We start from the raw sequence: 15,513 nt of genomic DNA, 5'->3' as shown, positions 1-15,513 counted from the left end.
CAGATACGGCGAACGCCGACCTACCAGGCAAGGGGAAACACAAGCCGACGGTTCGCCTATCTGAAGTCTTTACAGACCTTCTTCCACGCCCTTCTTAGTGGCTGGAGCAATGGAGAGGCTGGGGTCACGCAGCGGAATCATCATCGACTGCGTGGCATGGTACAGATCGGACTTGCCTGGCCACACGGTATCCATCACGTGATTGTGGCGATCGAGCTGGTGGAACCACGAGCCGAGCTTGTGATCCATCAGGTAGGTGTCGACGTACTCGAGGAAGGTCGCATACCAATCGGCGTATTCCTGCTTGCCGGTCACGTGGAACAGCGTGGCGGAGGTGTTGATGGCTTCGGCGAGGGTCCAGTGCATACGGTCGTGCACAACTGGCTTGCCCTGCCAATCGGTTGTATAGACGATGCCAGGAGCACCATCGGCATCCCACGCATCGGCGACAGCACGATTGAACAGATGCTCGGCGGCATCGAGGTACTTCTTGCCATCGCCGTTCAGCACACCGTCCTTGCCGTAGACGCTCAGGGCATACTGCGTGATCAGGCGCGACCATTCGATGCCGTGGCCTGGGGTTGCGCCGTATGGCTTGAACTGGTCGTCTGGCTTGTCGGCGTTGAATTCGAGTTCCGGCTCCCAATTGGAGTTGAAGTGCTCCGGAATGCGCCACTCGTTCTCGGAGGCCCACGTGAGCACATGCTCGATGATGCGGCCTGCGCGCTTGCGCCAGCTTTCGTCGCCGGTCACGTCAGCAACGGCGAGGCAGGCTTCAACGGAATGCATGTTGGCATTGAGGCCACGGTAGGTATCGAGCTCGGTGAACTCGGTGTTCCAAGTGTCGACGCTCAGGCCGATCTCATCGTCCCAGAAGCGAGTCAGATACACGTGCTCGGCCTGCTCAAGCAGTTCCTTGGCACCCGGGCGTCCGGCCAGCAATGCGGAGGATGCTGCAAGCAGCACGAATGCGTGAGCATAGGCCTGCTTGTCGGGCATGTGGTACTGATCCGGCGTGATCTCGGCATACCAGCCATCGTTCTCATCGTCGTGCAGCACGCCGCGCAGACCGCGGATGCCGTCATCAACGAGTTCCGCAGCGCCATCAACGCCGAGCAGCGTGGCCAGCGAGTAGACGTGCGTCATGCGGCAGGTGATCCAAGTGGCGCGGTTGCGGTCCTTCCACGGAGTGCCATCGTCGCCCAGCCAGTAGGAGCTGCCGTCAACCGCCGGGAAGTGGCGGCCGAATGCAATGAGATTGTCACGGGAAAGATCCAGGAACTTCTTGTTCTCCGGAGTTCCGATTTGGTATTTCGGATTCGTTGTGGCCATAGCCCTTGCCTTCCAATCAAAGCCGATAACCGGCTTATGTTGCTTTTCGTATATTCGTTATATTCGCGCGCAAACCGCTCGCATCGTCGTTGACGAAAACGTGTACTTGAAGAGTATCACTGAAGCGCTTAAGTCGCAACTGGGTGTCGCGTCTGCAGATTCCATCTGCCGTGCGTGCGCGAGTAGTCCCCTCCGTGCACTCCCAACAGAACCATTCTGCTGAAAATGCGCCAACGGCATTCCTCACGCACGCCCAACAGCTTAAAGCTGCTCGCTGCAGACTAACAAGGCCCTACGCGCACTCCCAACAGAACCAATCTGCTACCTGCACGCGAATAACTTTCTCCATGCACCTGCAACAGCATCCTCCTGCTGGAAGCACGTTAACAATGCCTTTCACGCACACTTAGCAGAACTAACCTACTACCTGCACGCTAGCAAGCCCCTCCACGCACTCCTAACAGCATCCTTCTGTAAGGAGCACGCCAACCATGCTCTTCACGCACACCCAGCAGGATGTACCTGCCCACTGCACGCCAGCAACGCCCTCTGCGCACACCCAACAGATTCAACCTGTTACCTGTGTGTGAACATCTCTTTCCGTGCACATACAACAGCACTCTCCTGTTGGAAGCACGCCAACAAACCTCTCCATGCACTCCCAACAGATTGGTTCTGCTCACTGCACTCCAACGCACCTCCTCACGCATTTTCAATAGGATCCATCTGCTACCTGCACGCGAGCAAGCCCTTCCACGCACACCCAACAGACTCAACCTGCTACTTACGCGCGAGCGCCCTCCTCCATGCACCCGCAACAGCATTCTCCTGTTGGAAGCACGTTACCGAGCCTCTTCGCGCACACCCAGCAGGATGCATCTGCCCGCTGCACGCAAGCAAAGCCCCCTTGCGCACACCCAACAGCATCCTCCTGCTGGAAGCACGCCAGCGACTCGGCACATGGGATGGGATACGAGCCAGTTAACGGTGGCGGCAAGCAACTGACCCACATCTTCAACGAATAATGGGTCAGTTAACCCGCGATGAGGTTAACTGACCCACAAACCAGACTGGATATGGGCGAATTAACCTCCAGAGCGGTTAAATGACCCATAAATGCAACAAGATGCGGGTCAGTTAACTTTGAGATTCGTTAACCGACCCGCATCTCGGAGCACAGACGCCCAAACGGAGCTACGCGAACTGCGCTATGCGGCTTCCAAAAGCGTCGAGGCGCTTTCACAGAGCACTTTAGCGCCTTTGGAGACGCGGATGGCTTTATTAGAGGGCGCGAATGTCGAGCACGATCGCCTGCATTGGCCACAGCGGTGGAATCTGCAGGCCGACGTTCTTGAGCAGAGCGCCGGAGACTACGAAACCCTTGCTCGTCTCGGCAGGAGCCATCCATTCAGGGGTGTTCCAGCCCCAGCGGGATTCACCGATCTCCTTGCGCAGGCGCACCGAATAGGTTTTCGACTCATCAATGCCGGCTGGGCACAGGCGCTCGGTGAGCACATTGCGCAGGTTGGTGACAGTGGCCACAACCCACACGGCATGCGTCGCATCGGCGTTCACCACGCCGCGAGCGCGCAAGGCTGGATCTTTGAAGTCGGCGTGCTTCACGCTGCCAGTGTGCAGCATGCCACGAAGTTCCTTGACGAGCGAGACGAAGCGCTTGATCTGCTCAAGCTCCTCCGGCGAGCATTCGAGAATGTTCCATTCGAAGCCGGAGCAGCCTTCGAGCGACATCGCCGCGCGGTAGCTCAGATCGGTGGCGCGCCATGTAGAGTGCGCCGGGCTTGGCCCAATGTGCGCGCCGATCATTTCCGGCGGCACGATCAACTCGGTGTAACGCTGAATGTCGACGCGATCGCGTGGATCGTTGGAGTCGGAAGCCCAGATGCGGTCGGCATGCTGCAGAATGCCGGCGTCGGTGCGACCACCGCCGGAGGCGCAGCTTTCGATTTCCAAGCCCGGGAATTCGGCCTTCAACTGGTCGAACAGGTGGTAGCAGGCTTCGGTTTGTGCGTGCAGGCCATAGTGCCCGTCGTGCACTGGCTCGGTGACGTCGCGATTGTGGTCCCACTTGATGTAGTCGATGCCAAGCTCCTCGATGAGAGCCGCCATCTGGTTGTGCACATGCGCATAGGCATCGGGGTTCGCCAGATCGAGCACGTACTGCGTGCGGTATGACACATCTTCGCGGTATGGCACGGCTTCCGGTGCTGCGAGAATCCAATCCGGATGCTCGCGAGCGCAATTGGAATCGAGGTTGATCATCTCTGGCTCGAACCACAGGCCGAATTGCATGCCGAGATTGTGCACATGAGCCGCCAGCGCGTTCAAACCGTTCGGCCACACTTCCGGATCCACAATCCAGTCGCCCAGGCCCTTGGTGTCATCACGACGCAGATGGAACCAGCCGTCGTCGAGCACGAAGCGTTCGACGCCAATGGAAGCCGCGGTATCCGCCAGCTTCATCAGCGTAGCTTCGTCGTGGTTGAAGTAGACGGCCTCCCATGTGTTGAGCGTCACTGGGCGGTCGGTTTTAACGTGGTTCGGCAGCGAGCGCAGCCACACGTGGAAGCGTTGTGCCATCTCGTCCAAACCGTTGGCGGAATACGAGAAGCACACCTGCGGGGTCGTGTAGTCAGAGCCCGGCAGCAGCTGAATTTCGCCGGGGCCGAGCAGTTCGCCAGCGCCGAGCAACGGCTCATGTTGCGGCAGGTTGTCGAGGCGATACGTCTGATTGCCGCTCCACGCCAAATGGCATGCCCACACTTCGCCGCTTTCGAACTTCGGTTCGCCGTCGCTGGCGATGAACAGCCATGGGCTTTCGTGGCTCGTCTTGCCATGGCGGCAATCGCGCGTGACCGAACCAACCGGCAAGCCGGAGGTCCACGGCTGCTTTTCGAGCGGCCAACGGCCGGTGAATTGCGTCAGGTGGTCGGCGCGGCGAGGGATCGGCATCGTGGCGTCGAGCCAGTTGATCGTCAACGGCTCGCTGTCTTCCATATTGACATTCTCAACGCGGGAAGTCACAACCGCCAAGCCGCCCGGCTGCAATGCGAGTGTGAGCTCGAATTCGACTTGGTTCACCGAATCGGCGGCGTGCACGTGCAAGCGGCGGGCGTTGCCTGCATCGTCAACGTCTTCGGCGAAGCTCTCCACGCTGGTCCAGCGAACGAACACAGGGCGAGTGCCGCGGTAGCATTCGAGCCCCGGTCGCCCAGCCCACGCCTCGGCGCCTTGCGGCAGTAGCGATGGCCTCAGGGCGGCATCGGGCTTCTCCCTCGGAGTCTGCACCTTCAGTGTCATCATATCGAGCTGGCGCAGCGCCTCTTCGGCACTGCCGCCAGCAACCGTAAAATCGCGCCCCCAGTACTCGATCTGCGGCATATCGTCAACCGGAGTCTTCGCAATAATGCATACGCCGTCGCGCCTCAGCACAACGTGTGGTCCTTGATCAAACATGATGCTCCTTTGCCTCGTGCGAGCTCGCCAGCGGCGGCGAGCAATAGTGTTCTACGTCGTAGTAATACGCCAATCAGCTCGCGCGCACAATGCACGCACACAACGCGCATAGCGCGCGCCGCACGCTCACCCCGCGTAACTGAACGTTTCACAAAGCAGTTCGGTAAGCTGTATTGACTTTTCCTTGATTTCATAATATATTAAGCGGTTAAGCGACGCAAACGAACACGAGTTGCTGTTCAGTTAGAACAAGGCAGATCATCTGAACAGCTACACTTGCCGCAGCACAGGGAAACACAGCGCTGCGGAGACGCAGCGGCACACAGGCAATCGCAGGAGGGCTCATGACCAACAAGCAGCCGAAACTCACGCAGGAGCAGCGCGAGGCGATCGACACCTTGGCTTCCACTCCGCAATACCAAGGTGAGTCGAAAATCAAAATCTTCATGAAGATTCCGAACAAAGACAAAGCCACGTATTTCCGCGAGCATTTTCTCGTGCCGGTAGTAGCCGCGATCATCGTGATCGCCATGGCTGTATTCGTCACCGTACGCTTGGTGAACCCGAACACGCGCCCCGCGCTCTACGCCGCCGTCGTGAGCGGCAGCGTGCCGATGGGCGAGGCCGACAAACTCAAAGATGAATATTCACAAAAGCTTGGCAAAGACGTCATCATCGACGATTACTTCGACATGAGCAAAGACGGACTCTCTAAATTGCAGACGATGATTGGCAACGAGCAGATCGACGTGATCATCGCGCCGCACGACGTGTTCAAACAGCTGGCAAACTACGGGTACTTCGATAATCTGCAGACCACTCTGCCCGCGAGCGAATACAGCACCGTCAGCAAATACGCAATGGCATTCCACGGATTCGACGACTCCAACGTGACCGACGAAATCGACGAATCCGGCACCGGGCAAGGCAAATCCGAGCCGTACGGACTGCTGCTCGAGCACTCCCCGCGTTGGGATAAAATCGCCGACGCAGACAGCAACGCGCTCGTCGGCATCGTCGCCAACACCAAGCAGCTCGACACCGCGAAGAACTTCATTCAATACATGTTCAGCTGAACACTGACTTATTTACTTAATTTTCAAGGAGACATCATGGCCGGAGGAATCTTCCGTCAAGACAACCCATACAACACCGTTATGAGCCGCATTGGAGACATCGCCATGCTGTCTGTGGCATGGTTCGTCTGCAGTATTCCGGTGGTGACGCTCGGCGTATCGACTGCCGCGGCATGCGAAGTCGCGCGCGAGATGCAGGAAGACCGCGACAACGGTATTTTCCGCGGATTCTGGCGCGCGCTCAAGCGGCGTTTCGGCACGGGCATGCTACTCTCGCTCGTGCTCGGCGTGCTCATCGCGCTCGGCGCGTTCGATTTGTGGTGGATTTCGCGCAGCATGAGCGGCGACAACGCGAGCATTCTCTACGGCGTCACACTTGCCGTGTTTATTATTGTGGCCATGCTGTTCGCGTTCGTACTGCCGCTGTCTGGGCGCAGCAAACTGAGCGCATGGGAGCAGATCAAGCAGTCCGCGAAGCTCGCGATGATGAAACCGTTCGTCGCCATTGCCATCGTCGCGCTGAATATTCTGCCGGTGCTGCTGCTCGCCACCGTTCCGAGCGCCGTCGCATGGGTGCCGCTTGTCTGGTGCATCTTCGCCGGCGGCGGCACTGCGTGGGTGGATATGCTGATGATTCGCCGCGCCTTCGCCCTGGAGTAACGATTATTCACCTGCGAAGGATATTGTTCACCTCTGAGAGTGCGCGGCGAACTTACTCCTTGGGGGCGGGCCGGTGGAGTCACGCTCGACGAGCTCATATGGGGGCTCCTGCACATCTTCGACTTCTTCGCCGTCGATGAGTTTGAGCATGAGCTGCGCTGCCAAGCGGCCGGATTCGAGCACATTACGGCCTAACGCGGTGATTGCAGGATGGGCTGCGACGTTCATGAACGAATCGTCCCACGAGATGATCGACAGCTCGTCGGGCACGGAGACGTTTTTCATCGAGGCGACGCTTTCGCCAGCCAAAGCCATCACATCGTTGTCGTAGATAATCGCCGTCGGGCGCGGGGTGACGCTCAACAGACGCTTGGTGGCGTCGGCGCCGGATTCCGGCGTGTAGTCGGCGTGTAGGCAACGGTAGCGAATGCCGAGTTCCGTGGTGATCTCGGAGAACGCTGCGTCACGAATATAGGAGTGACCGAGCTCTTCAGGGCCTGCCACGCGGGCGATATTGCGATGCCCGAGCGAGGCAAGAAAGCGGATCATCGTGCCGGAAGCGCCGGCATCGTCGCTGGTCAACGTTGGCAAACCGCCCGTGAGTGAGGCGTCCGCGATCGCCAAGCATGGCATTTGCGGGTTCGCCTTCATCAAATCGATGCGCGGGTCGCCGATCTCCAAGTTCAGCAGCAGCAACGCGTCCACGTTGCCGGTGGCGATCCAGTCTTCGAGAATCGACACATCGTCGTCATCGTCCATCGACATGCGGATCAGCAACGAATAATCGCGCTCTTCAAGAGCGGAGCCCAAGCCTGAGATGAGGCGCATGATGTAAGGCTCGACGGAGAGCAATTGCGGGTCGTAACCCAGCACCAAGCCGATGCGACGGGTGCGCGATTGCGCTAGTGACTGCGCCGCACCATTAGGACGCCACCCCAGTTTGCGCGCCTCTTGCAAGACTTTTTCACGCGTGGCGTCTGAGACGCCCGGCTTGCCGTTCAACGCATACGAAACGGCGCTGCTCGACACGCCAGAAGCTTTTGCAACGTCAAAAATCGTCACTTTTGCTTTTTGCGCCACCATGCTCTCTCCAATCAACTGAAATGTTCAGTGCGTGGCAGACCTCTGTGCTTAATCTACTTAAACAAAGATAACCGGAAGTCGTCATCGACTCAAGCCAATCGCCACTTTTCCATGCACATGCAGAGTCGTCATATGCTTATGCGCTTCACCGGCGAGAGAATGGCGGAGAATGCATGTGCAGGCCTGTGCGCGGCACCCCGCGCACAGGCCGAATTCGATCAGAAGTCGCGCTTCAGATCGTTTGCGCTACGCAGCACGTTCGCCGCGGCGAAATCGTTCGGATCGCCTGCGTAGTCGGTGCCGATGTGGAAGGTTACCGATTCGCCTGGAAGCAGCGAAACGAGGCCTTCTTCAACGGTCGCCTTCTCGTCAACCTTGTCGACCATGCAGAACAGGTCGCGCACGTAGTCGTTCGCGGTCACCGTCAGCTCAACACCGTCTGCGGTGCGCTCTGCCTGCGTGCTGAACGCCTGCGCCGGAGCCACGAGTTCCTGCGTGAGGATCTCAGCCGGGTTGTAGATGACGCGGGCGAAGGAGTCGTCGGACGGCACGGCAATGATCAGCTCATTGTTCGCATCATCGAAATCGACGATCTCGTCGTTCAGCGGGTAGCCCTTGTGGCTTGCCGCATCGAGCTCAACATCGGCGATCTCCTGCGTGGCGAGCACATTGCCGTCGAAGTCGACGCGCGACACCTTCCAGCTGCCGCTCCACGGAGTGTTCGTGTCGTTGAGCACGATCAGCTCGAGGTGATCGGTGTCGACCTTCACGCCTTCCCAGCTGTGCGTCTCGCGGTATTCCTCGCTCGTGCGCGGCTGAATGGTGGCCAAGCGCGGCGCGAAGAAGTCGCGGGAAGCATACCAGACCGGCTTGCGGTGGCCGTTGAAGTCAACGGCTGCCCACGAAACGACCGGCCAGTCGTCGTTGAGCTGCCAGATCAGCGCACCGGCGTTGACCGGAGCCAAGCCGCGCATGTGCTCCACACCGAAGCGCATGGCCTGTGCCTGCTGCAGCTGAGTGGCCCAGTGCCAATCCTGAATATCGTCCCAGTTGTCGGTAGGAATCAGCCAGCTGTGCTCGCCATCGCTTGGCTTGCCGTTGACCACGCCGCCGAAACTCACGTCATCGAGGTGACCAGGGGTGATGTGCGAACGCATGCCACGGGCGAGCTTGTAGTTGCCTCCCATTGCCTTCTGATGCACGAGCATCTGCTTGCCGAACGGCTCGAGCTTCTCGTCGTGCACAGCGCCGACGAGCGTGCTCCATGCCGGAGGAGCCTGATAGCCGAATTCGTCTGCGAAGCGCGGAGTGTATTCGGCGTAGATGCGGTAATCCTTGCGATTCCAAGCGTCCCAGATGTGCATTGTGCCATCGGTGTCCCAGTTCGCATTCGTGAACTTCGTGAAGCTCATCGGGGAGCTTGGCAAATACACGTGCGTCGGGTCGAGCTGTGCGAGCAGCTGCGGGAACAGCTCGGAGTAATAGTAATCACCCCAACCTTTCTCGCCGTAGCCGTATTCGTTCGCCGGCAGATCGTCATCGCGAACGGCCTGCTTGTAGCCGCCCCACTCAGCGTATGCAACGTAGTTCTCGTTGGAGCCGTTCCACACGATCAAGCTCGGGTGAGGAGACAGGCGAATAATCGCCTCGCGCGCCTCTGCCTCGACCTCTTCCTTCGTCTCGGCGTCTTCCGGGTATGCAGCACAGGCAAGCATGAAGTCCTGCCACACCATCACGCCATACTCATCGCACAGGTCGTAGAGTTCGTCATCTTCGTAGATGCCGCCACCCCACACGCGAATCATGTTCGAATTCGATTCCACGAGATCGCGAACGCCGCGCTCGTAGTCTTTCTTCGTCACGCGGGCGATGAACGCGTCATCAGGAATCCAGTTGTAGCCGTGCGCGTGCACCGGCACGTCGTTCACGTAGATCTGGAACGGGCGGCCATAATCGTCGGCGCGGGTGTCGACGTGCGTGGTGCGGAAGCCCACGCGTCCCTTCCACTCAGCCTGCAGGTCAGCGCCAGCGGTGATGTCGACGCTGTAGAGCGGCTGGTCGCCGTAGCCGAGCGGCCACCACAGCTTCGCGTTCGGAACGGCAATCGTAATCGTCGTCTCATCGCGACCCTGATCCACAGAACCGTCGGCTTCGAGCATCGAGCCGTAGCCTTCGAGCGTCACGTGCACAGGAACCGGAGTCTGGAACTTGTGAGCATCCATCGGGTTCATAATGCGGCCGGCCCCCTCGCGCTCAACCTTCACATGCACGTTCAGAATGCCGGTGCCATCGGAGGCAACGTCAACGAGCGGGCGAACCTCAGCGAGGCGCACGCCGCTCCAAGAGTCAATGCCGATCTCGCGCCAGATGCCGGCATTCGCCACGTCGACACCCCAATCCCAGCCAAACGAATAGCTCGGCTTGCGAATCTGGTTGAATGCGTGGTGTTCGGTGTGCGGGTAGTAGCCGCGGCGCTGCTCTTCCATGTCGGAGAAGCGAACCGGGCTCATGAACGTCACGGTCAGCTCATTGGCGCCGTCGTGCAGCAGCTCGCGAATGTCCCAGCGGTAGCTGCGGTGGCAGTTCTGCGTCTCGCCCACCGGATCGCCGTTCACGGCGATCGAAGCCACGGTGTCGAGTCCGTAAGCAACCAAGTCGTGGCGAGTGTTCTCGTCGGCCTTCCAATCGAAGTGGCAGGTGAAGCGCCAGTCAACGTCGCCGATCCACTGCAGTTTGTTCTCATTGTCGCCATCGAACGGGTCTGGAATCAGACCGGCATTGAGCAGGTCAAGCGTCGCCTCGCCCGGAACGGTCGCCGGAATGCCGGCGACGAGCTGGTCGCGCAGACCCTCTGGAACCACGTCGGGATTCATAGCCGTCAGCGTCCAGCCCTTGCTCAGCGGAGCAAACGTGCTTGGTGTGTGAATCATCAGTATCTCCTTACGGGGAATTGCTAACTCATGTCAATAAATCTAATGAATAAATTTAAGAAAAGAGCGTAATCAGTAATAAGTGAAATTAAACAGAAGAGAGGAGCCGTGCCGACCGGTTGGCCAATCGGCACGGCTCCTTGATGAGGAAAGGGGATGGAAAGTCTGTTACTCCTTGACAGCGCCAGCCGCAACGCCGTTGTAGATCTGCTTCTGGAAGATCAGGAACAAGATCAAGGCGGGCAGCAGCGTGACGATCACGCCGGCGCAGATCAGGTTGTATTTAGAACCTTGCGGGCCAGTGAACGCGTATAGCGAGATTGCCACTGTGCCTAGCTTCTGTTTATCTTGCAGATACAAGTTCGCGGCGTAGTACTCGTTGTAGATGCCGACGCCCTTGAGGATCAGCGCGGTGACGATTGCCGGCTTGAGCAGCGGGAGCAGAATGCGACCGTAGATCGTGAAGTAGCTCGCGCCGTCGATCATTGCGGCCTCGTCGAGCGAGATCGGCAGGTTCTCGAAGTACTGAATGAAGATGTAGATCGAGATGACGTCGGTGCCCATCGACATGATGATGTAGCCCCAGAGCGAGTTGATCATGTGGAGGTTGCCCATGATCTTGTAGACGGCGACCTGCATTGCGATACCCGGCAGCAGTGCTGCGATGGTGAATGCGCCACGGATGATCGCGTTGCCCGGGAAGGTGAAGCGGCTCAGCACGTAAGCGAGCTGCGTACCGATGATCGTCGTCATGAAGCAGACGCAGACCAGCACGATGAAGCTGTTGCGGAATGCGACGGCCATGTTCGAGAGCTTGAACGCTTCAACGTAGTTCGAGAAGTTGAACCAGTTGTGAGGCATCGTCATGACGGAGGTCGTCTGATATTCCTGTTCCGTCTTCGCTGCCGTCCACACGCAGGAGACCAGTGGCAGAAGAATCCAGAACGTGATGAAGATCAGGCTGAAATACTTCAGGAATACGATGAATCCGCGACGAACGTGATAGAGCGGGCTGACTTTCTCAACCGCTTGAGCTGTTGCTTGTGCTTCCATCTTCGTTTCTTTCTTCAAATCAGGTGTGCTCGGATCAATGACACCGCTGGTCATTTCGAGCTCACCGCCGAACCGTTCTTGATGATTGGAGCTGCCGTTGCAGACACGCGGTTAGCCTTGCGCATTGCCTTACGACGTGCTTTTTCGACCTTCTGCGCATGCTTGCGAGCCTTGGCAGTGCCGTCGTCTGCATCGCGGAAGAGGAAGTTCATGATGATCTTTTGCAGCAATGCGCAGATCATGATGATCACAAGGAGCACCACAGCCATTGCCGATGCCAGGCCGACCTTCTGATCAGAGTGAGCGATCTTATCCATCTGCACGAAGAAGGTGCCAGTGCCGTTGGCGCCGGAGGTGATGACGTATGGCGCTTCGAAGGCGGAGAGCGAACCGGTGATCGACAGGATGATGTTGAGCACGAGGATCGTCTGGATGCCCGGAAGAATGATGTGCTTGAACTGCTGCCACTTGTTCGCGCCGTCGATTTCAGCTGCTTCGTAGAGCGAGCTGTCGATCGACATGATCGCGCCGATGAACAGGATCATCGTCTGGCCGAGGTAGCGCCACACCGAAGAGTAGACGAGCGACCAGTTGTTGATGCGCTGGTCACGCAGCCAGTACGGCAGCTGATCGAGGCTGAATCCGCACCACTGCAGCACGGAGTCGAGCACGTAGCCGCGGGTGTAGAAGAACTTGAAGATGAAGCCGATGGCGATGCCGTTGATGAGGTATGGGAAGAACAACGCGCCCTTGAAGAAGCTGCCGCCGCGGGTCTTGAACGAGAGCACCGTTGCGAGGTACAGGGCGAGAGCCACCTGGATCAGCGCGCCGACCATGTAGTAGAGCGAGAGCTTCAGTGTGCCGAGCAGATCAGGACGGGTGAAGATGTCGATGTAGTTCTTCAGACCAACGAACTTCGGCGTACCGATGTACTTCATCTTGTAGAAGCTGTATCCGCACATTTGGAAGAACGGCAGATACGTGAAAACGAGGAGCAATGCGATCGGCAGAATGCAGAAGAGGACGATGATTCCCGTCTTCTTCCAATCGCGGCGGTGCTTATTGAAAGGAATTTCCTCTGCAGCAACCGCAGCTGACTGTGTGCTAGTCATGATGTTCTCTTTTCTTAGAAAAGCTTGTTTGACTGTGAGTTCTGGATGCCCGACTGGGCGCGGATTGAAGATTCGCAGTTCCTGACGAAACTAAGCGCTTCAGCAGTTATGTGAGTTATTCGCTGAGCAACTGGAAGATTTCGTCGAGACTCTCATGCTCGGTTGCTTCATTGCACGGGGATCTGCCTGACGTTGCCAGGCGTCCGACGATTGCGTGAATCGCGTTGACGTCCATGTTCTTCTTTCCTTCCTTGCCTCTTCGCGAATGCCGGAGCATTTGCGAACCGCCACTTCTCAGCTCCGAGATAGTCGCTCGACGTTGAGTTGATGCGGTACCCACCTCAGGCTTCTCTGCCTGCCTGTGATAAGTGATGTTTTCAATATACGAGTACTCACAAAGTTTGTCAAGCGCTTAAGTTGTGTCGTGTCGCTATATGACCATCTTCTTGTGTGGATCTGTCTAAAACTTGATAGTGTAAACGTTTGACTTTCATTGAAATATCAACGTTTTTCGCAGATGAATTACCTGAATTACTATTTTTGAAGACTTCGTCTGCACGATTCGAGTTTATATTATTATTTCAGTTACTTAAGCACACTGTTCAATTTCAAATTACTAGCTCGAGATCGTTGATATTTCAGCGATCTTGAGCATTGACAACACAATGCAAAGTATATGTGCGCACCGCTGCGCACATATTGGTATCCTCGCTGAACAATATAGCGACACGCTGAAGCAGCGTTACTTAAGCGTGTAATGCCAACTGCCGAGCCACTTCTGCACAGCATCGCCAGTATTCGCTCTTCTACAGGCACGTATAGCCTTCCTTTGCCCTTCTATGCACAGCTTCCCGTCGCCCTCTCCACGCCCCGCTCCCGCCCCCCTCTAAGCACCCGCCAACCATTACAGCGCAATCCGCGTATTAATGCGCAACAATCTTTTACCTCCCTTCCCCTTTCCTTTTCTCCTTCCCTTCCTCCGTTCCTCGATTCCCTACCACCCACGTGCGCGACCTCTGAGAACCGCGCTATCCTCAGCGACAAAAACGCTGGGCCGGCAAGATAGTCTTGCCGGCCCAGCGTTACTGATGTTGAGGAGAAAGGGAAATCAAGTGGTTAGAATCAGGACTCAGACTCGACTGCCGCGCCCCACTTCTGGTTCCACTCGTCCATGATCTGATCGATCGTCTTGGACTTGTTGGCAGCAGCCACAACGATGTCTTGCACCTTCTTGCCGTTGCCGTTGTTGATGCCGAGCTCGGAGTCGGAGTTGATGTCTGCGAACAGATCTTCTTCGCCTTCCTTCGCCGGATCGTCGACGATCAGCTCGACGTCCTTGAAGTGCTCATAGGTGTCTGGGTAGGAGTTGTCGTCCTTGACGATCGGGATGCCGCCCTCGTTCTTGGAGTAGCCGGACTTCTCGGTCATCCACTTGACGAAGATCATTGCAGCTTCCTGACGATCCTTGTCAACGTTCTTGTTGATGCCCATCGAGTAGTTGCCCGCGAGCGTTGCGTACTGCTTGCCGTTCACGGTGATCGGGAATGGCATGTACTGCACGTCGTCAGCGTTGTCGCCAGCCTGCTTCATCTGCGGCACAGCCCAAGCGCCGAGAACCATCGTGGCGATTTCGCCGTTGTTCATCTTGCCCTTCGAAGACTCCCAATCGGTGGTGGAGTAATCGTCTTCGGTGTAGCCGTTGGCAACCGCGTCGTAGAGCGTCTTGTAGACGGCATATGGATGCGTGTCAGGATCCTTGGAATCCTTGGCGAACGGGGTCTTGTCGTGCGGCATGACCTGGTTCATGAACTTCGGGTCGCCGGTGGCGTTGCCGCCGATGTAGGCATCCCAAGCACCCATTGCCCACTCTTCAGCGAAGTTCGTGTAGAGCGGAGTAGCCTTGGTCTTTTCCTTGACTGCCTTGAGGGCCGCCTGGAACTCTTCCGGGGTCTTCGGCAGGTCGGTCACGCCGGCCTCCTTGAAGACCTTGGCGTTGTAGACGACGCCGGAGGTCTGGCCGTCGGTTGCGATGCCGTAGGTCTGGCCGTCGTAAGCCTTCTCGTTAGCGAGCTTGATCTCCTTATCCATGTCTTCGGTCTTGCCGTACGAGACGAAGTAGTTGGAGAACTCGGAACGATCGACTGCCGGGATCATCATGATGTCCCAGGAGTCGTTGTTTGCCTGCAGACGGGTCAGAGCGGAGTCTGCATAGTTGGAATCGGTCTGAGACTTAACGGTGATGTTCGGGTACATCGCATTGAAGTCCTTGATGTAGGATTCCCAGTTCTTGCCCGGGTACGAAGCCAGACCCATATCAGTACGACCGTTGAAGAACGTGATCGTGGTCTTGATGTCTTTGCCGGTCTCGCCGAGCTTGATCTCTGGGTAGGTCACGCCTGCCTTGTTGTTGGTTGCAGACGAATCGCCGCTGCCGCTGTTGCCGCCGCAAGCTGCCATGCTGAGCATGCATGCTGCCGCGATACCCGCAGCTGCAATCTTCTTGACGTTCATGTGTTTTCCTTCCTGTCTTCTAGCTCTTGAGGAGCCGAAGCAAATGCCCCACTCACCGCTGAGCTTATCTGCCCCTCTTTGGCGTCTCTGCCTCGCTTTGAGGAACAATAAGGTCAGAATAACCAAAGAAAAACAGTTTGTCAAGCGCTTAAGTTGTGTCGTGTCACTATACGCATATTTCTGTCCGAAACTATTTCTAGCAAAGTTCTGCGTAACAGTATTTTTCTACTGTAATTCCAACGATCTCTTATTACTTTCTTATAGTTTGGCATACTGCTGCAT

Annotated in this window: 9 protein-coding genes; 2 read left to right on the top strand and 7 right to left on the bottom strand. The window is 57.3% G+C overall.

Annotation, left to right across the window (positions count from 1 at the left end; genetic code table 11):
* Positions 1–69 precede the first annotated feature (69 nt).
* Together GSD1FS_RS03415 and GSD1FS_RS03410 are read right to left on the bottom strand one after the other, a co-directional pair.
* Positions 70–1,332, bottom strand: coding sequence for an AGE family epimerase/isomerase (locus GSD1FS_RS03415; RefSeq protein ID WP_155588374.1), 1,263 nt, complete (start codon positions 1,330–1,332; stop codon positions 70–72).
* A gap of 1,281 nt (positions 1,333–2,613) precedes the next feature.
* Complete coding sequence (locus tag GSD1FS_RS03410; protein WP_155588373.1) at positions 2,614–4,806, bottom strand: alpha-galactosidase; 2,193 nt, start codon at positions 4,804–4,806, stop codon at positions 2,614–2,616.
* A gap of 344 nt (positions 4,807–5,150) precedes the next feature.
* Between GSD1FS_RS03410 and GSD1FS_RS03405 the strand changes: the two genes are divergently transcribed.
* Together GSD1FS_RS03405 and GSD1FS_RS03400 are read left to right on the top strand one after the other, a co-directional pair.
* On the top strand, positions 5,151–5,882 hold the full coding sequence (locus GSD1FS_RS03405) for a hypothetical protein (protein WP_155588372.1): 732 nt from the start codon (positions 5,151–5,153) through the stop codon (positions 5,880–5,882).
* A 33-nt stretch (positions 5,883–5,915) separates the two neighbouring features.
* Positions 5,916–6,542, top strand: coding sequence for a YesL family protein (locus GSD1FS_RS03400; RefSeq protein WP_343030189.1), 627 nt, complete (start codon positions 5,916–5,918; stop codon positions 6,540–6,542).
* Positions 6,543–6,569: 27 nt separating this feature from the next.
* Here the strand turns inward: GSD1FS_RS03400 and GSD1FS_RS03395 are convergent, their stop codons facing one another.
* The 5 genes from GSD1FS_RS03395 to GSD1FS_RS03375 form a co-directional block, all read right to left on the bottom strand.
* Positions 6,570–7,625 carry a LacI family DNA-binding transcriptional regulator gene (locus tag GSD1FS_RS03395; protein ID WP_155588370.1) on the bottom strand — a complete coding sequence of 352 codons (1,056 nt, stop codon included), beginning with the start codon at positions 7,623–7,625 and terminating at the stop codon, positions 6,570–6,572.
* Between the two features lie 218 nt (positions 7,626–7,843).
* Positions 7,844–10,555, bottom strand: coding sequence for a glycoside hydrolase family 2 protein (locus GSD1FS_RS03390; protein WP_155588369.1), 2,712 nt, complete (start codon positions 10,553–10,555; stop codon positions 7,844–7,846).
* 168 nt (positions 10,556–10,723) lie between these two features.
* The gene (locus GSD1FS_RS03385; protein WP_246165761.1) at positions 10,724–11,662 is read right to left on the bottom strand and encodes a carbohydrate ABC transporter permease; all 939 of its coding nucleotides are present in this window, start codon (positions 11,660–11,662) and stop codon (positions 10,724–10,726) included.
* The gene (locus GSD1FS_RS03380) at positions 11,659–12,720 is read right to left on the bottom strand and encodes a carbohydrate ABC transporter permease (protein WP_155588368.1); all 1,062 of its coding nucleotides are present in this window, start codon (positions 12,718–12,720) and stop codon (positions 11,659–11,661) included. Before GSD1FS_RS03380 ends, GSD1FS_RS03385 begins: the two co-directional genes overlap by 4 nt.
* 1,122 nt (positions 12,721–13,842) lie before the next feature.
* Positions 13,843–15,231 carry an ABC transporter substrate-binding protein gene (locus GSD1FS_RS03375; RefSeq protein WP_155588367.1) on the bottom strand — a complete coding sequence of 463 codons (1,389 nt, stop codon included), beginning with the start codon at positions 15,229–15,231 and terminating at the stop codon, positions 13,843–13,845.
* Positions 15,232–15,513 lie beyond the last annotated feature (282 nt).

Origin of the sequence: Bifidobacterium canis (assembly GCF_009727065.1) — a bacterium.
Taxonomy (GTDB): Bacteria; Actinomycetota; Actinomycetes; order Actinomycetales; family Bifidobacteriaceae; genus Bifidobacterium; species Bifidobacterium canis.
This window is presented reverse-complemented; position numbering and strand designations above follow the sequence as displayed.

Excerpts from the sequence above, each read along its gene's own strand:
- GSD1FS_RS03395 (WP_155588370.1), bottom strand. The coding sequence starts at position 7,625 with ATGGTGGCGCAAAAAGCAAAAGTGACGATTTTTGACGTTGCAAAAGCT.
- GSD1FS_RS03410 (WP_155588373.1), bottom strand. The coding sequence starts at position 4,806 with ATGTTTGATCAAGGACCACACGTTGTGCTGAGGCGCGACGGCGTATGC.
- GSD1FS_RS03375 (WP_155588367.1), bottom strand. The coding sequence starts at position 15,231 with ATGAACGTCAAGAAGATTGCAGCTGCGGGTATCGCGGCAGCATGCATG.
- GSD1FS_RS03390 (WP_155588369.1), bottom strand. The coding sequence starts at position 10,555 with ATGATTCACACACCAAGCACGTTTGCTCCGCTGAGCAAGGGCTGGACG.
- GSD1FS_RS03405 (WP_155588372.1), top strand. The coding sequence starts at position 5,151 with ATGACCAACAAGCAGCCGAAACTCACGCAGGAGCAGCGCGAGGCGATC.
- GSD1FS_RS03380 (WP_155588368.1), bottom strand. The coding sequence starts at position 12,720 with ATGACTAGCACACAGTCAGCTGCGGTTGCTGCAGAGGAAATTCCTTTC.
- GSD1FS_RS03385 (WP_246165761.1), bottom strand. The coding sequence starts at position 11,662 with ATGACCAGCGGTGTCATTGATCCGAGCACACCTGATTTGAAGAAAGAA.
- GSD1FS_RS03415 (WP_155588374.1), bottom strand. The coding sequence starts at position 1,332 with ATGGCCACAACGAATCCGAAATACCAAATCGGAACTCCGGAGAACAAG.